Below are 17,274 nucleotides of genomic sequence, written 5' to 3' on the forward strand. Positions count from 1 at the left end.
ATGGTATCCTCGGCAATCATGGCCTAATATGCGCCGAGTTTCCTTTAAGGGAAAATACAGGAAATATTGCAGGCAGTTCCTGTCCGCGTGGTTTTGTAAGGACAACATATGAAAAAGGCGCTGATCACCGGGGTGACGGGTCAGGACGGTTCCTATCTGGCGGAATTCCTGCTGGAGAAGGGCTATGAGGTGTATGGCATCAAGCGTCGGGCCTCGTCGTTCAACACCCAGCGGGTGGATCACATCTACCAGGATCCCCATGTGGATCACGCCAAGTTCAAGCTGCATTATGGCGATCTGACCGATACCTCGAATCTGACGCGGATCATCCAGGAGGTTGAGCCGGACGAGGTCTATAACCTGGGCGCCCAGTCCCATGTGGCGGTCTCCTTCGAAAGTCCGGAATATACCGCGGATGTGGATGCCATGGGCACCCTGCGCCTGCTCGAGGCGATCCGTTTCTTGGGGCTTGAGAAGAAGACCCGCTTCTACCAGGCTTCCACCTCGGAACTTTATGGCTTGGTGCAGGAGACCCCGCAGAAGGAGACGACGCCGTTTTACCCGCGCTCGCCTTACGCGGTGGCCAAGCTTTATTCCTACTGGATCACGGTCAATTACCGCGAGGCCTATGGCATGTATGCCTGCAACGGCATCCTGTTCAACCACGAGAGCCCGCGCCGCGGCGAGACCTTCGTCACCCGCAAGATCACCCGCGGCCTGGCCAATATCGCGCAAGGGCTGGAGCCCTGCCTTTACATGGGCAATATCGATGCGCTGCGCGACTGGGGCCATGCCAAGGATTACGTGCGCATGCAGTGGATGATGCTGCAGCAGGACACGGCGGAAGATTTCGTCATCGCCACCGGCGTGCAGTATTCGGTGCGTGAATTCATCACCTGGTCCGCCCGTGAGCTGGGCATTGAGCTGGAGTTCTCCGGGACCGGTGTGGATGAGATCGCCACCGTGGCCGCGATTGAGGGCGACAAGGCACCGGCGCTGAAGGTGGGCGATGTGATCCTGCGCATCGATCCGCGCTACTTCCGCCCCGCCGAGGTGGAGACCCTGCTGGGCGACCCCGCCAAGGCCAAGGAAAAGCTGGGCTGGGTGCCGGAGATCACCACCCAGGAGATGTGTGCCGAAATGGTGGCCGAAGATCTGAAGACCGCCCGCCGCCACGCATTGCTGAAAGAACACGGCATGGATCTGCCGGTCAGCGTGGAAGGGTAATCCCGTGGTGAAGATCTATGTTGCAGGACATCGCGGCATGGTCGGGGGCGCGATCCTGCGCCAGCTGCAGGCCCGCAAGGCCGCAGGCGAAGACCTGACCCTGATCACCCGCACCTCGTCCGAACTCGACCTGACCGACCAGGCGGCGGTGCGGGCGTTTTTTGCAGAGGAACAGCCCGATCAGGTGATCCTGGCGGCGGCCAAGGTGGGCGGCATCATTGCCAACAACAGCTACCCCGGCCAGTTCATCTATGAAAACCTGATGATCGAATGCAACGTGATCCATCAGGCCTATGCGGCGGGCGTCAGGAAGTTGTTGCAGCTGGGCTCCTCCTGCATCTACCCCAAGGAAGCGGCGCAGCCGATGCGCGAGGATGCGCTTTTGACCGGCACGCTGGAGCCGACCAACGAACCCTATGCCGTGGCCAAGATCGCGGGCATCAAGCTCTGCGAAAGCTACAACCGGCAATATGGTGTCGATTACCGCTCGGTGATGCCGACGAACCTTTACGGACCCGGTGACAATTTCCACCCCGAGAACTCCCATGTGCTGCCGGCGCTGATCCGTCGCTTCCACGAGGCGGCGCGGGACGGTCTGGAAGAGGTCACGATCTGGGGCTCGGGCAAGCCGATGCGGGAATTCCTGCATGTGGACGACATGGCGGCGGCCTCGCTTTTCGTGATGGATCTGGACGATGCGACCTACCAGCGCGAGACCGAGCCGATGCTGAGCCATATCAACGTGGGCTCGGGCACGGATGTGACCATCCTGGAGCTGGCGCAGATGGTGGCCGAGGTCACCGGGTTCGAGGGTAAGATCTCCACCGATCCCAGCAAGCCCGATGGTACGATGCGCAAGCTGATGGATGTCTCCCGCCTAGCCCGCCTGGGCTGGACAGCCAGCATCCCCCTCAAAGAGGGCATCGCGGAAACCTATGCCTGGTTCCTGGAGCAGGGGCTGGAAAACCTGCGGATGAAATGAACTCGGAAGGTGTTGCCATGATTACTCCCATTCTGCTCTGCGGCGGTTCCGGCACCCGTCTCTGGCCCTTGTCGCGCAAAAGCTACCCCAAGCAATTCGTGCCGTTGGTGGGAGAAAAGACTCTGTTTCAGGCCTCGGCGCAGCGGTTGTCAGGGACGGGTTTCGCCGCTCCTATGGTGTTGACCAACTCCGATTTCCGCTTCATCGTCACCGAGCAGCTGGCAGGCCTCGGCATCGATCCCGGTTCCATCCTGATCGAACCGGCCGGGCGCAATACCGCGCCGGCGGTGCTGGCGGCGGCGCTTTATCTTGAGAAGACCGACCCCGAGGCGCTGATGCTGGTGGCGCCTTCGGATCACGTGGTGCCCGATGCAGCCGCCTTCCGCGCGGCCGTCGAGGCCGGGCAGGCGGCAGCCCTTGCGGGCCAGATCGTCACCTTCGGCATCAAGCCCACCCATGCGGAAACCGGCTATGGCTATCTGGAACTGGACGGGGATCCGGGCGATTTCACCCCCCGCGTCATCGGCCTCAAGCGGTTCGTGGAAAAACCCGATGCGCAGACGGCCGAACAAATGCTGGCCTCGGGCCAGTTCCTGTGGAATGCGGGCATTTTCCTGTTTTCGGTGAAAACCATTCTGGCGGCCTTCCGCGCCCATGCGCCGGATCTTTTGGCGCCGGTCACGGCGTCGATCACCGATGGGGCGCCGGATCTCGGCTTTTTCCGGCTTGATCCTGTCGCCTGGGAGGGCTGCCCGGATATCTCGATCGACTATGCGGTGATGGAGAAGGCCGATAACCTGACCGTGGTGCCCTTTGCGGCCGGCTGGTCCGATCTTGGCGGCTGGGACGCGGTCTGGCGCGAGGCGGGACCGGATGAAAACGGCGTCGTCACCGCAGGTCATGCCACCGCGATCGACTGCGAGAACAGCCTCATTCGCTCCGAGGATACGGGGCTTGAGGTGGTCGGTATCGGCCTGAAAGACGTGATCACCGTGGCGATGCCCGATGCGGTGTTGGTGGCAGATGCCTCCCGCGCGCAGGATGTGAAGCAGGCGGTTGCGGCACTGAAGGCGAAATCGGCGAAACAGGCGACTGAGTTTCCGATGGATCACCGCCCCTGGGGCTGGTTCGAAAGCCTGGCGGTGGGGGATCGCTTCCAGGTGAAGCGCATCCATGTGCACCCCGGCGCGGCCCTATCGCTGCAATCACACCATCACCGTTCCGAACATTGGATTGTGGTCGAGGGCACCGCCAAGGTCACCGTCGATGACGAGGTGAAACTGGTGACCGAGAACCAGTCGGTCTATATCCCCCTGGGCGCGGTGCACCGGATGGAAAACCCCGGCAAGGTGCCGATGGTGCTGATCGAGGTGCAGACCGGCAGCTACCTGGGCGAGGATGACATCATCCGCTACGAGGATGTCTACGCGCGCGGTCAGGGCGCCAAGGGATAAGGCGTCACAGCAGCAGCCATTCCTCGACCTCGGAAGACACCTTCCGCATCTTGATCCAGCGGGTGGCCGTGGGCTGGCCCCGGCGCAGGCGCAACTTGCCCATCAGCCCGACTATGGCCCATTCCCCCCGCTGGGCGCGGGGGGTATAGGGCAGATCCGGATCATAGGCCGGGTTCAACTGGCGGCGCTGTTGCAGGTTTCCGTCGACCTCATGGTCTTCCCAGAGATAGGCATTGAAATCGTCGCGCATGTATTTGCCCTTCCAGCGGTCCAAGTCGCCATCCCCCACCAGGGCAGGTGTGGTGGAGATCACACCGATAGGGTCGTCACCGGTTCCGGCTGGGCGGATCTTGCTGCTGACCAGCACCACCGCAATACCGCGCCGGTCCTCGCCAGTGGGGCTGCCATCGGCCCATTCGAACCATTCGGCATAATCGGCGCCGCCGCCGCTCCAGGCGCCATCACAACTGCCATTGCCATTCCCCGTGAGCTTGAATTCGGCATCGCCGCTGCCGCCGCCGGAACGCGCAATCAGAAAGTTCCAATCGGAAGAGGCGGAGCGCGATGGGAACCAGAAATTCAGATCCTTTGAAAAGCCGGGGTTTGTATTGGCCAGCCTCAACACCGGCTGGTTGTCCCCTTCGACGCATTGCAGGGTGCCGACAGCGTTGATGCAATAGGCATTGGGGGTGATGCCAACACCCAGGGCGCCGTCGATCCGCGTGTCGCCGTCCACATCCAACCGATAGGCCGGAGAGGAGGCGCCCAGGCTCAGGTGACCTGTCTGGCGGTCGATGCGCAGCGCCTCGGCCCAGCTGCCGCCATCGCTGGAGACCTTGATGGTAAAGTCGTTTTTGCCAAGAAGGCCCATTTCGGCGCGCCCTCTCCAGTTCGACTGGAACAAAAGCGCGCCCGTGTCGCCGCTGCTGGCCTTGTTGATCTTCAGCTGATGGCCAGCCCCTTCATGAGTCAGAAGGGTGGCAGGGGATGCGACCGCGAGGCGGTTGCTGGCATCGGCGCTGGTGTTGACGCCCAGGTGCGGCGGCAGGATCCAGGCGCTGCCATCCCAGATGCGGCTTTCCTCCTCGGTGAGCCCCCAGGCGCGCCAGCCGGGGAGGGGCTCCAGGAACAGCCAGCCCTCGCCCTGCCAGATTGCCAGCCGCCCGGCCTGCCCGGCCCAGGAGCCGGTGGGCGTGCCTCCCAGCGCCCAGGCCGCACCGGGCGTGGGATCGGCGGGCGGGGTCTCGGCGTCAAAGGCGGTGACACGCAGCTGCACCACCGCATCCAGGATCTGCAGCGCCTCGTTATGGGTCACATGTTTCTGCGCCTGCGAGGGCATCAGATAGGGCAGGGACAGGATCGGAGAGGTCTCGGACATGGGGCGGCGCTTTCCTTCTGGCTGATCGCGGAACCCTGCGCCGGGCGCCTGTAAAACGGCGCTAACCGGGGGCGCGCCGCTGCGGCAACGGCAGTGCCCCTGTCCGTATCCCTGTCCCGGTCTGGCGGGATGCCCATGCATTGTCTTCAATATGTAAACAATATCCCCTGTTTTGCCCCATTCCGGTCCTCAGTGGGGACATGGCCCGGCAGGAGGTTACCCCTCGTGATGAGTGTTCTCACTTTGGGGGTCGAGACCGATGGGCATCGTATTCGCGCAGCGTTTCGAAATGGGAAATCCGCTGTTCGATCAGGATCTGCGCGATCTGGAGCTGTTTGAGGCGGGCGGGTCACGCTTTCTCTATGCGGTCAATGGCCGGGGCGGCGGCATCAGCCTGTTGCGCCTGGACGGGGCCGGGCGGCTGGCGTTTCTGGACAGCCAGATGCATGGCCGGGTGACGGCCCAGACCGGCGAGATGCACCTGGCCGAGATCGGCGGGCAGATGCGGCTCCTGCATGAGGGGACGGCCCAAAGCCAGCTGTTGTTTCACCGCATCGGCGCGGATGGCAGCCTCGGCGATCAGGCGGATCAGGATCTGCCGGGGGCCGAGCCGCGGGGCCTGGGCGCGCTGGCGGCGCTGCAGCTGGAGAGCGGCGCCAGCGTGATCTATGGCATCACCGGCGCCCGCGGGCAGCTGGAGGGCTGGCGGCTGGATGCTGCGGGGCAGATGCGGGGCGAGGTGGGCGCCGCCGGGGGCGATGCCGCCTACAGGCTGCCCGATACCGTGGCGCTGGCGGTGGGCGGTCCGGCCTCGGCGCCCTTCCTGTTCCTGGCCGAGGGCGGCAGCCACCAGGGGCTGCGCAGCTACCGGATCGACCCGCAGAGCGGATCGCTGACGGCGGCGGGCAGCCTTGGCATGGAGGATGGCCTGCCGGTGGGGCACCCCAGCGCCATCATGAGCGTCGAGGCCCATGGGCAGACCTGGGTGCTGCTGGGCGCGCAGGGCAGCGGCTCGATCAGCCTGATGGCGGTGGGCGCGGATGGATCCCTCTCTCTCTCGGATCATCTGAACGACAGTTCCACCACCCGGTTCGGCGGGCTTGTGGCGCTGGAGGTGGTGGTGCTTGCGGATGGCGCTGTGCTGGTGCTGGCGGCGGGCAGCGATGACGGGCTTGCCCTGATGCGGCTGCTGCCCGGCGGCAAGCTGGTGCATCTCGAAAGCCTCGCTCATGAGACGGGCCTGGGCCTTGAGAATGTGACGGCGATCGAGACCGCGCAGATCGGGGAGGAGCTGCAGATCTTCGTGACCTCCGGCGCGGCGGGCGGGATCAGCCGCTTTACCCTCGATCTGCGCGGGGTGGGACAGGTGATCGCGGCGACGGCGCAGGACAGGAACGCGACGGGTGGCCGCGGCGATGATGTGCTGCTGGCGCAGGCGGCGGGCAGCGTGCTGACGGGCGGGGCCGGGGCGGATGTCTTCCTGCCCGAGGCGGTGGCGGGCCGGATCACGATCCGCGACTTCACCCCCGGCGAGGATGTGCTGGATCTGTCCCTGTTGTCAGGGCTGCGCAGCATGGCACAGCTCGGTGTGGAGGCCCGCAGCGACGGGATCCGCCTGCGTTTCGGCGACAGCGTGATCGAGGTGCAAAGCGCCTCGGGCGGGGCATTGGATCTGCAGGATCTGTGGCCGGGCGGGCTGTTTCCTTTTCCCGACCGGCTTTCTCTGGGGGTGCGCCTGGAGGATGGCATTCAATATGGCGGCGGCGGCAGCGATGAGCTGGATGGCAGCAGCGCCAATGATACGGTGCAGGGGCTTGGCGGCGATGATCTGCTGCTGGGCCGGGGCGGCAATGACCGGCTGCTGGGCGGCGATGGCGATGATACGGTGCAGGGCCATGCCGGGGCCGATGTCCTGTCCGGGGAGCTGGGCGATGACCGGCTGGCGGGCGGCAAGGGGCATGATGAGCTTTATGGTGGCGGCGGCGGCGATGTGCTGCTGGGGCAGAAGGGCAATGACCGGCTGTTCGGCGGCGCCGGGGCGGATGTGCTGAAGGGGGGCGCGGGCCAGGACTCGCTGACCGGGGGCGAGGGGCAGGACCGGCTTTTGGGGCAGGCGGGCGATGATGAGATCCGGGGCGGCGCGGGCGGCGATCTCCTGTTCGGCGGCGGCGGCAAGGACACGCTGGAGGGCGGCGATGGCGCCGACCGGCTGCGCGGAGACAAGGGGCGCGACTGGCTTGAGGGCGGCACTGGGGCGGATGTCTTCGTCTTTGCCCGGGGGCATGGCGCCGACCGGATCCTGGATTTCACCCCCGGCGAGGACCTGATCGATCTGTCCGGGATCTTCGGGCCGGGCATGGGGTTTGCGGATCTGGAGATTTCCCGCAGCGCCGCGGGCACCCGCATCGATACCGGCGCGGGCCGGGTGCTGCTGGAGGATCTGCGCCCCGCAGAGCTTGATGCCGATGATTTCCTGTTCTGAGCCTGCTTTGCCTTGCGGTTGCCAAAAACAAAACCGCCCGGCCGGAGCCGGGCGGTGGTCATTGTGTCTGTGCTGCTCGGCAGGGATCAGAACAGGAAGTCGTCGGCGCTCAGGTCGCTGATGTCGCGGTTCAGCAGGGTCATGCTGTTGCCGTTGTCATCTTCGATGATCACGTTGCCCCGGGATTCGCGCATGTGGTTGTTGCTGAGGTCGCTGAAGCTGGTGATCCCCGCGGCATTGCCGAGCTGGATCACATCGGCGCCGCCAAAGCCCCTCACCCGGTCGTTGCCTTCCGAGAAAATGAAGGTATCGCCGCCGGCCTGACCGACCAGCAGGTCGTTGCCCGCGCCGCCATCCAGGGTGTCGCTGCCCTTGCCGCCGATCAGCTTGTCCCGGCCCTCGTCGCCCAGCAGCGTGTCATTGCCGCCGGCCCCCTTCAGGACGTCATTGCCGCCGCGCCCTTCCAGGCGGTTGTCGGCACCGTTGCCGGTCAGCTTGTCGTTTCCGTCGCGCGAGCCGCGCACGTATTCGATGCCGCGGATATCGTGGGTGAAGCTCTCGCCGCGCCAGGTGCCGCTGGCCTCGCCACGGCCAAGGTGCACCTCGACCGCATCGACGCCGGAGCGGTCATAGCGCAGACGGTCAAACCCGCCCTTGCCGTCCAGCGTGTCATCGCCGGCCATCAGGATGAAGCTTTCGTTCCGGCCCGAGCCGATCACCCTGTCGTCATGCATGCTGGTGCGCAATTCGGTGATCTGCCCGTTTCCGGAGATCCGGTCCGCGCCGCCCATCCCGTCATCGGTGATGCGGCCACGGCCGAGGTTGGCCACCACGCCGCTGCTGGAGCTGCTGTAATCCAGCCGCACCGCGCCGTCGCTGTCGCCGATGACGAAGCGGTCATTGCCACCGAGACCCTGCAGCTGCATCCAGCCGCCATCTGCGGAGGTGACGCGGAAGACATCGTTGTGAGTGGTGCCGACCACGCCCAGGCCACCGATATCGGCGCCCGCCAGGATCGGGTTGCGCACATCCACCAGCCGGGTGCTGCCATTGCTGCCCTTGTCGATCACCCCGGTGTTGGCATTGCCATTGATCGTGATGGTGACGCCGGCATCAAGATCCGAGTGATCCAGATGCACATAGCCGCGCTCCAGATCCGAGAAGATCACCCGGTCATTGCCGCTGCCGGGCTGGATGTAGTCGGAATCCCCATTATCCACCGGGTTGATGGTGTCGTTGCCGACCCCGCCGATCAGTTCGTCATTGCCACCCGTGCCGATGATCAGGTCGTTCTCGCTTGAGGAGGTGAAGAAGCTGCTGAGCGGGATGTCCTGCCCGGGGGCCAGCCCCCCCTGTGCCGGACCGACCGACACGATGCTGCCGTCAAAGGCCTCCCACTGGGCCGCGGTGGTGATATTGGGCAGGGGATCGCCATCGAGCACGAAGATCGCATCGGCATCCACATTTCTGTAGCCGTCGACCTCGGCATCGAAAAAAGTCAGGACAAGCACCGTGGTGGTGCGGATCGTGCCGCCATCCGTCCAGCGCACCCGCAGGATCGCGGCTTCGTCATCGTCCAGAGGATCGCCCTCGATATAGGCGAGACCGCCTTCGACCGTGACATCGGCAAGGGGTTGATCGGGTTCGTCGGGGTTGGAGGAATTCGTATAGCTGAGGGTGGTGGTGCCCTCGGGCACATAGGCTGAAAGCTCGATACCGGTTTCGACGCCCCTGATGACGTCTTCTTGTCCCTGGCGGTTGCTGCGCAAGACGGCAAAGCCGGTGATATTATAGGTGGTCATAGAAAGATCCCTCCACTGCTCATCAAGAGCGGCCGTTTCCGGCAGATGGTTAATGCGTCGGATCTTTACTGTTCACCATTTTTGGGAATGGGCAAGTCAGGTTTCTGTCCCCCCCGGGTGAAAACCGGGGAGGACAGCAAGGGTTTCAATCAGAACAAGAAATCATTGGCGGCCAGATCGCTCACAGTGAGATCTTCCAGCAGCATCGTATTGCCGCCGAGGTCGCTGATGCGCACACCGCCGCTGACATCGGTGGCGTGGTTGGCGATCAGGTCGCTGAAATCGGTGATCGAGGCGACATCGCTGAGATCCACCACCTCACCGCGCTGGCCGGTGTCGAAGTCGCGCACGGTGTCATTGCCGGTGCCGAAGATGAAGGTATCGGCACCACGACCGCCAAGCAGCCTGTCGTTGCCGGCACCACCGTCCAGGTCATCGTTGCCATTGCCGCCGGACAGGTTGTCGTTGCCGCCATCGCCGAACAGGACGTCGCCGCCGCTGCCGCCGTTGATCAGGTCCTTGCCGCTGCCGCCCTCGATGAGGTCGCCGCCGCCATTGCCATAGAGCTTGTCGTTGCCGCTCTCGCCCTCGATCATGTCGTCACCGCGGTTGCCACGGATCACATCGCGACCGCCACCGCCCAGGAGCTCGTTATCGGCATTGTTGCCGGTGATCCGGTCCTTGCCGCTGCCGCCCCAGGCGTTTTCGATATAGTTGATGACCTGGCCACCTTCGCGCACGGCGGCGGCAACGGCGATATTGTCCGTTTCCTCACCGATGGTGGAATAGTTGCCCGGGCGCAGATCGATGAAGCTTCTGGTGCTCAGGTCCGAGGCATCGATCAGGTCGGTGCCGCCGGCATCCCAGATGGTCAGATGGACATCGCGGTAATTGCCATCTTGGCCCCGCACCTGCATGCCAAGGTCATTGTCGGCATTGGTGGCATATTGATATTCCAGCGCACCGTTCTCGCCGCCGCCATCGCCGAAATAGACCGTGTCGGTGGTACGGGTGGTGGTGTTGGCGCCGTAAAGCTCCTGCAGCGCCTGGATGTCCCAGACCATCGGGGTCAGCGAGAAGGACTGGTCAATCAGGCTTTCGTCCGCTTCCGACGGATGTGCCGCATAGGACATCACCGTGTATTGGGCGTTGGTATCCGGGTCGTTGGGACGCTCATTGGGGTGACGCAGGCCCAGGGCATGGCCCAGTTCATGCAGATAGGTGTTCCAGCTGGTGTGACCGTAGACCGGTCCAACGCCGGGGATATACTGGTCGGTATTGGCGTTGTTGATCCACATGTCGCCCGCACGCGAGGGGCGGTCGCCCAGATGGTCGGGCTCGGGAAAATCGGCAACAAAGCCATAAAGCCCGGTATCTTCGAAGCCGGTGGAGCCGAAGGCGATATCGCCGACGATGGCACCGTTTCTGACCTCGAACACCCACAGCCCTTCGACACCGGTGTTGCCGGTGATGTTTTCCAGGTTGGTGATATCGCTTTCGATGCCCGATTGCGGCAGCTCGAAGAAGTCGGCGCCGTTACCGGCCGAATAGCCGGCCCGGGCCGGGGTGCCGCCAAGCCCGGTTTCGGGATCGCCACCCGAGGCGGTCCCGGCCGACCAGTTGATGTCCTCGTAGCGGAAGACGATGTCGAAATCGCCCTCGCCGCGGTCAAACAGCTGCATCTGGAACGAGTTGCTGGGCTCGGCGTGATGGCTATAGAAGCCGACGTTTTCCCAGGTGATGGTGACCACATCGGCCTCGGCGTCCACGTCCACGTAGATCGGCTCGCCGGCGCGGGTGTCCACATCGGCCCAGAAGGCGGCGATCAACGGGATGGTGCCGGCCGAGATCCCCGAGGGGGTATATTGCGACAGCCCGGTGCCGAAGGTGATGTTGCCATTGGTGTTCACGTAGATCTGGCTGGCATCGTAATCGACGCCGAAGAAGTTCAGCCCCTCTTCAAAGACCGCCGACATGTCCACCAGGGAATAGCCATCGTCATTGGTGGGCAGGGCGTCGCCGCCCGCTGCCACCAGGGTGCCGTCGCCGGTGACCGGGGTGCCGTGATCGCTGTCGGTGCCGCCGCGGGCGATGGTGCCGGGCTGCAGGTTGACATTGGCCACTTCGTTCCAGGCCTCGATGGCCAGGGAGGTCATGGCCCGCTGTTCCACGGTCATGGAGAAGTCATTGGTAAAGGGAACGATCTCCCCGCCGATGTTCCAGGAATCCTTGATGCCGTCGCCATCGGTGTCCAGGCGGCGGTAATATTTGGGCATGTCGGTGCCCAGGAACGAATAGGTGATGACGTCACTGCCGTCATGCCAGCCTTCGGTGTCGCTTACCAAGAGTGATCTGTAATCATCAAAAGCCATGGTCGGCATCCTTTCAGTCAAATGGAACAGGCGATGGCCACAGCGACACAAGGTCGTTGCCGATGCAGCATCGGAAGTAGCGCGGGGTTTTGAAGGCGCCTATGGCGTCTTCCACATCGTTGCGACGCACGGGCTCTCCGGCGGCGCAGCGGGTAAACAGGGGGCGAATGGCCTCGATTGCCGCGGTTGCATCGCGGCAGGAGACCTTTGCCTTGCAGATCACCGACGCCTGATCGTGCAGCAACTGACAGCCGTTGACCTGCGCCGAAAAGGCCTGCGCCGAAGACCCGACCACAGGCAACAGAACAGCCAGAGCCGTGCGGATCAGAATCGAATGGAAAGAGGCCGTGAACACGGTGCATTCCCTTTCTGTCTTTGCGTGCTGCATCCTGCGTGGAATCAATTGCGCCTTTCGGCACCCCCCAGGGTCAAAAATGGTTTGATTTGGATAAGTGGTCTTTGACTTTAATCAAAGTCTAAGCATCTGGGAGAGATTCCACCAAGGGGAAATTTTCTTTCCCGAGCCGCGCGGTAAACTCCCCGCAGAGCGCTTGCTTCCGCAGGACTGGATCCGGACCCCCGGCACTTTGCCCTGCTTGAAACGCCCCTGTTATTGGGGTAGCGGCGCGCAGAGTTTTCCGGCACGTGCCCAAGAGGGCTGGTCGGCACCTCACGGTCTCAATCTTCTTCAATCGGCTCCGAACAGATCTCTTGTGAAGACCTTGTCGGCGACATCGCGGATCTCGTCATTCATCCGGTTTGCGACGATCACATCCGCCTCGGCCTTGAAGGCAGCAAGGTCGCGCACAACCGGCGAATGGAAGAAATGCTCTTCTTCCAGCACCGGTTCGTAGACGATGACCTTGATCCCCTTGGCCTTGAGCCGCTTCATGATGCCCTGGATGGAGGATTGGCGGAAATTGTCGCTGCCTGCCTTCATCACCAGACGATGGATGCCGACCACCTTGGGCCCGCGCATCAGGATCTGGTCGGAGAGGAAATCCTTGCGCGTGCGGTTGGCATCCACGATGGCGCGGATCAGGTTCTGCGGCACCTGGCTGTAGTTGGCCAGCAGCTGCTTGGTGTCCTTTGGCAGGCAATAGCCGCCGTAGCCGAAGGAGGGGTTGTTGTAATGGTCCCCGATGCGCGGATCTAGGCTGATGCCTTCGATGATCTGGCGCGTGTCCATGCCACCGGCCATGGCATAGCTGTCCAGCTCGTTGAAGAAGGCCACCCGCATGGCAAGGTAGGTATTGGCAAAGAGCTTGATCGCCTCGGCCTCGCTTGGATCGGTGAAGAGGACCGTCACATCCTTGCTTTCCGCCCCTTCCAGCAGGAGATCGGCAAAGATGCGGGCGCGCTCGGAGTGCTCTCCGACGATGATCCGGCTGGGATGCAGGTTGTCATAGAGCGCGCGCCCTTCGCGCAGGAATTCGGGGCTGAAGATCACCTGCTCGCTGTCCAGGCGGCGGCGGATGTCCTCGGTGAAGCCGACCGGGATTGTGGACTTGATGACGATGGTGGCGTCGGGGTTCACGTCGATGACCTGGCGGATCACGGCCTCGACCGAGGAGGTGTCGAAGAAATTGTTCTGGGGGTCGTAGTCGGTCGGTGTTGCGACGATGACAAAATCGGCATCCCGATAGGCCGAGGCGGCATCGGTCGTTGCCGTGAGCTGCAGATCGCGCTTGCTCAGGAAGGCCTGCAGGTCCTCGTCAATAACCGGGCACTGACGGCGGTTGACCATGTCCACGCGGGACGCGGAGATATCCACGGCGGTGACCACGTGATTTTGCGCCAGCAATACGGCGTTGGACAAGCCGACATATCCAAGCCCGGCAACAGCAATATGCATCAATAGCTCCTTGCGGGCCGTGTTTCAGGGGCAGAGTGTAGAGGTCTCATGGGCCACGCAATAAAAGGTGGATATGTATGAATGGCAAGCCGTGCATGCCCAGAAACCTTTGCTGGTGCCATCTTTTATTCTGCTTGCTTTCGAGCAAGAGAGGGGATCTGGCGCAAGCCAGTTTAGAATGCGCCCAGCCACAAAGTTTTCAGAGATAATATATATTATGTAAAATCAATATGTCACAAAGGGGCGGTTGCCGTGCTCGCGCAAGTCCCGCCGCCATAAGGCCGTTAAGCCTTCGCGCCGCAAAGCAGGCCATCAGTGCGCTCTGAGCGTCTTTCTGGTTCATCTGATAGAGCTTGTCATCCTGGCGAGCCCGCTCAATATGCTCTTCAAACCAACTGCTGAATTCTGCCAATCTGCACAGTCCGCGCGGCCTAGGGCGCCGGGTGTGCTTTGAAGCGGAGGTTCTGCTAGGTGGTTGGCGGCTTTTTGGAGTTTCACCAACTCCGAAAATACTCGTCCTGATGGACCCGAGGCCGGTCATGCACTGATACTCAAACCGGACTATTCAGGCGGGCTGAGTAGTTGTTTGAGCTCAAGGTTAGACGCCAGATCCATAGTGTGCGCAGTCGGAGCTATGTGCGCTAAAGCACATCATAATCATATTCTTCGACGACCACCTGTGGCCTTGACTGTGACTATTGTCCCGCCACACATCCCCATCCTGGCCATCGCTATAACGAAGATATGCAGCACGCGCTGCGTCACATTTGAGAGGAAAACGATGTCCAAAAAACCACACGAAGATACACAGTTGGCGAAATACGTGGAACGCCGGGTGCTCGAACTGAAAGGACGGAAGAGCCAGGCAGAAATCGCCACCGAAGTCGGATATGTGAACCAGAACATGATCACGATGATCAAGCAGGGGAGCTCCAAGGTGGCTCTGGATCGTGTCCCGGCCCTGGCGCGCGCACTAGAGGCAGATCCGGCCTTCGTGATGCGGCTCGCCTTGGAGCAGGCGATTGGCCAGACGGCAGCTGAGGCAGTCTTGGAGGTGTTCGGTGAGCCGGTCACCGCGAACGAGGTTGGCTGGCTGCAGGCGATCCGCGAGGCTTCGAACAATACCGATCCCCGGCTGACCAGCAGATCGCAGGCGGCGATCAAGACGATCTTCGGGAGATAGGCACCATGTGCGGCCAGGAAGACGATCTGATGCCCAACGAACGCGTCTGACTGCGCTTCCTGCGCGACGTGAGCAATGACAGCGACCCCAAGCCGACCTTGCGCCGAGTGCAGCTCCTGCGGCGTCTCTGCGCGCCACGATATGGATGAGGTGGACTTATAGCTGGGACCACGGCGAGGAATGGCGCGATCGTTGCGCTTCGCCGGGTCCCGAAAACGTCCGCAACGACACGCGATAGGGTTGTCATGGGGTTTACATGGGTTGACATCCGACAACCTCAGCGCCGGTTCATGTAAACCCCAAACCCTCGAAAACACCCCAAAATCAGCCTTCAGGGTTTACCCAAAGTTTACATAAAGTTGACGGATTGAAGCCGAAAACGGCGTTTTTCGCGAGAAATGTAAACCTCTCTTGCTGACAAAGCCAAGGAAACAAGGGGCTTCGGTGTCAGTCCAGCACTGCAAAAGAGCGCGTAGAACGTCGGTAGCGTGCGTGCAGCATACGAAACGCATCAGAACATGGGTCGTGCTCAGCGACGCGCAGAGCACGCCTGAGAACACACTATGTCAGTGTCGCAGTTACCGCCGGGATCGAGCAGAGAGTGTCTAGTGTGATGGTGCCGCGTCAAAGACCGTCCGGCACGTCAAACATGGATTGGGAGCAACAAGGTGCGCCAGATCGTCCAGAGGAGCCTAAGGGCGCGCCAGCACAACCACATCCTGTCCGTTAGCCGTGAATAGAAAGCTCCCATGCCTGACAAGCCTACCTCGACTGCCTCAACACTCCGAGCGAATGGACCCGTGCCATGAAGCCACGGTTTCGCGGCATGATCCGCGGCTTTGGCACTGTATTGGCCAGCACGGGTTTCGGCTCTGGCGCCGCCGAAGACCTTCAACCCGATGCTCCTATGGCTTTGGGCGTGAGACAGTACCGTCATTGGGGAACAGCACCTCCCCAATGACTGAGCCAACAACAACTTGTGCCTAGAGGCGTGTTACCAGGGTCACGCGATCAGCAGCCCTTGTGACCGCCGTGTAGAGCCAATTCCTCGCATGCCTGTTAAAGATGTGGCTTTCGTCTTCAATGATCACATGGTCCCACCTTGAATGTCTCAAGTGCCGTGTCCCATTTTACCACATCATCGACGATCTTCGTCATTTCGGCGCGGTATGATTTGACCTCGGAGGCGAAATCGCCGCGGGCTTTTCCGGTAATCGTTTCAAATGGGATATTTCGTGCCGAGATGCGCGAGGACGCGGTTCATGGGTTTCCTCCCCTGTTCCAAGAATTTCGATGGCAGGAGTTAAGCCGCCCCGGCCCGCTGCCGCAAGACCCCGCGCTTCACAGCCGCGTGTTCATTTATGCAGGCGCGCTGAGGGACGTCAGAAGCCCGGCTTTTTCAAGGGCCGGTTCGAGGCGAGCCTTTGCCTCTCCGCTCAGGCTCTGGAACCGGTGGCGCAATTCGCTCAGACATTTCACCTGATAACGGAAGGTGCCCTGCTCATAAGGAAGGCCCAGCGCCTCGAAACGGAAGGTTTCCTCGCCTGCTTCATAGGCCTTCTTGTTGGCCTCGAGGAAAGGCAGATAGACCTCGCCTGCCATTTGAAGGAACCCTTCAAGCGCCGGAGACAGAGGCGCCGCCGGATCACGCCAGGCGCCTTCTTCAAGACCGCTTAGATCGTCCAGCTCCATCAGCCAGCGGAAGAGGAAAGGCGCTTCGGCCCGCATCTTGTCGCAGGGCGTCGGGTCGACGGCGAGCTGCGAAAACTGGCCCATGATGGAGAAATCAGCGAGTGAGGGGCGCGCGCCGAAAAGATAGCGCTCCTTGCCGGTGACATGCGCTTCCAGCAATTCGAAAAGCCGGGTGCAGGTTTGCTCAATCAGTTGCTGGTTATGCGCCGTGCAGCCGACCAGCGCCATGCGGCCCACCTGCCGGTCGCGGAAGGTTTTGGCGAAGCCTTCGATGGTCTCCAGCCCTTCGCCCGGCAGCGTGTCGAAGGCGAGCCAGAGGCTCATCTGCTTCTGGTCGCGCTCCAGGAACCAGCGGTAATGGAACATCATCTTGGTGAGCCACTCATCGGCCATGTCTTCGATGAGATAGGCGAGAAAAGCCTGGCCTTCTTCCTCAGGCACGATGGAGCGGCCAGTATGGCGCGCTTCCAGATCATAGATCATGGGCGTAGAGTCGTTGTGATAGGTGCCGTCCGGATATTGGATGATGGGAATGACGGGCGGGCGCACATGAGCGACCTCTTTGCGCGTTTCCATGTTCTGCTGCACCCAGAGATGGGGAATGCGCCGGTAACGGAAAATGGCGCGCATCTTCATGGAATAAGGCGAGCCGAGGCCGCCGATGATACGGTAATGCTCTTGTGTCATGTCCGCTCTCCCTCCCGTTTCTTTACGCCTATGGATCATGATCCTGGAGACCGGTTCAAGATGCAATATTATTGACATATATTCCGACATTCCCCAAGTGGCGTGCCAGGTGATGTCAAGATCGCCTGATTTTGCCAATTGAACAAGCTTTTTTCGCCCT

General features: G+C 62.0%; 12 protein-coding genes. 5 read left to right on the plus strand and 7 right to left on the minus strand.

Translation table 11 applies throughout. The features are described from left to right. Positions 1-108 precede the first annotated feature (108 nt). From gmd to PXK01_RS13930, 3 genes are read left to right on the plus strand one after another with little or no spacing between them, the layout of a single operon-like run. Entirely contained in the window at positions 109-1,227 is a 1,119-nt protein-coding gene (gene gmd, locus PXK01_RS13920) for a GDP-mannose 4,6-dehydratase (protein ID WP_274860561.1), read from the plus strand. 4 nt (positions 1,228-1,231) lie between these two features. Next, positions 1,232-2,209 (plus strand): GDP-L-fucose synthase, encoded by a 978-nt coding sequence (fcl, locus tag PXK01_RS13925; protein WP_274860562.1) that lies wholly within the window; start codon positions 1,232-1,234, stop codon positions 2,207-2,209. Positions 2,210-2,226: 17 nt separating this feature from the next. Next, complete coding sequence (locus PXK01_RS13930) at positions 2,227-3,663, plus strand: mannose-1-phosphate guanylyltransferase/mannose-6-phosphate isomerase (protein WP_274860563.1); 1,437 nt, start codon at positions 2,227-2,229, stop codon at positions 3,661-3,663. A gap of 4 nt (positions 3,664-3,667) precedes the next feature. Here PXK01_RS13930 and PXK01_RS13935 read toward each other — a convergent pair whose 3' ends face one another. After that, positions 3,668-5,041: a peptidase G2 autoproteolytic cleavage domain-containing protein gene (locus tag PXK01_RS13935; RefSeq protein WP_274860564.1), complete on the minus strand. Its 1,374-nt coding sequence runs from the start codon at positions 5,039-5,041 to the stop codon at positions 3,668-3,670. 259 nt (positions 5,042-5,300) lie between these two features. Between PXK01_RS13935 and PXK01_RS13940 the strand changes: the two genes are divergently transcribed. Further along, entirely contained in the window at positions 5,301-7,523 is a 2,223-nt protein-coding gene (locus PXK01_RS13940; RefSeq protein ID WP_274860565.1) for a calcium-binding protein, read from the plus strand. Between the two features lie 86 nt (positions 7,524-7,609). Here the strand turns inward: PXK01_RS13940 and PXK01_RS13945 are convergent, their stop codons facing one another. The 4 genes from PXK01_RS13945 to PXK01_RS13960 form a co-directional block, all read right to left on the minus strand. Continuing rightward, entirely contained in the window at positions 7,610-9,325 is a 1,716-nt protein-coding gene (locus tag PXK01_RS13945; RefSeq protein ID WP_274860566.1) for a calcium-binding protein, read from the minus strand. A gap of 149 nt (positions 9,326-9,474) precedes the next feature. Further along, positions 9,475-11,697 carry a nidogen-like domain-containing protein gene (locus tag PXK01_RS13950; RefSeq protein WP_274860567.1) on the minus strand — a complete coding sequence of 741 codons (2,223 nt, stop codon included), beginning with the start codon at positions 11,695-11,697 and terminating at the stop codon, positions 9,475-9,477. A gap of 13 nt (positions 11,698-11,710) precedes the next feature. Continuing rightward, positions 11,711-12,052, minus strand: coding sequence for a hypothetical protein (locus tag PXK01_RS13955; protein WP_274860568.1), 342 nt, complete (start codon positions 12,050-12,052; stop codon positions 11,711-11,713). Between the two features lie 333 nt (positions 12,053-12,385). Continuing rightward, complete coding sequence (locus PXK01_RS13960; RefSeq protein ID WP_274860569.1) at positions 12,386-13,552, minus strand: nucleotide sugar dehydrogenase; 1,167 nt, start codon at positions 13,550-13,552, stop codon at positions 12,386-12,388. A gap of 781 nt (positions 13,553-14,333) precedes the next feature. Here PXK01_RS13960 and PXK01_RS13965 point away from each other — a divergent pair. Then, positions 14,334-14,735 carry a helix-turn-helix domain-containing protein gene (locus PXK01_RS13965; RefSeq protein ID WP_274860570.1) on the plus strand — a complete coding sequence of 134 codons (402 nt, stop codon included), beginning with the start codon at positions 14,334-14,336 and terminating at the stop codon, positions 14,733-14,735. Between the two features lie 983 nt (positions 14,736-15,718). Here PXK01_RS13965 and PXK01_RS22005 read toward each other — a convergent pair. Together PXK01_RS22005 and PXK01_RS13970 are read right to left on the minus strand one after the other, a co-directional pair. Beyond that, positions 15,719-15,850, minus strand: a complete 132-nt coding sequence (locus tag PXK01_RS22005) for an ATP-binding domain-containing protein (RefSeq protein ID WP_446728455.1) — start codon at positions 15,848-15,850, stop codon at positions 15,719-15,721. A gap of 244 nt (positions 15,851-16,094) precedes the next feature. Beyond that, positions 16,095-17,274: glutathione S-transferase N-terminal domain-containing protein (locus tag PXK01_RS13970; RefSeq protein ID WP_274860572.1), on the minus strand; the 1,180-nt coding region annotated here is incomplete at its 5' end.

The sequence above is a fragment of the Phaeobacter sp. PT47_59 genome, assembly GCF_028890025.1.
Classification (GTDB): Bacteria; Pseudomonadota; Alphaproteobacteria; order Rhodobacterales; family Rhodobacteraceae; genus Phycobacter.

Coding starts and splice junctions, on each gene's coding strand:
- gmd (WP_274860561.1), top strand. CDS start 109: ATGAAAAAGGCGCTGATCACCGGGGTGACGGGTCAGGACGGTTCCTAT.
- PXK01_RS13930 (WP_274860563.1), top strand. CDS start 2,227: ATGATTACTCCCATTCTGCTCTGCGGCGGTTCCGGCACCCGTCTCTGG.
- PXK01_RS13935 (WP_274860564.1), bottom strand. CDS start 5,041: ATGTCCGAGACCTCTCCGATCCTGTCCCTGCCCTATCTGATGCCCTCG.
- PXK01_RS13940 (WP_274860565.1), top strand. CDS start 5,301: ATGGGCATCGTATTCGCGCAGCGTTTCGAAATGGGAAATCCGCTGTTC.
- PXK01_RS13945 (WP_274860566.1), bottom strand. CDS start 9,325: ATGACCACCTATAATATCACCGGCTTTGCCGTCTTGCGCAGCAACCGC.
- PXK01_RS13950 (WP_274860567.1), bottom strand. CDS start 11,697: ATGGCTTTTGATGATTACAGATCACTCTTGGTAAGCGACACCGAAGGC.
- PXK01_RS13960 (WP_274860569.1), bottom strand. CDS start 13,552: ATGCATATTGCTGTTGCCGGGCTTGGATATGTCGGCTTGTCCAACGCC.
- PXK01_RS13965 (WP_274860570.1), top strand. CDS start 14,334: ATGTCCAAAAAACCACACGAAGATACACAGTTGGCGAAATACGTGGAA.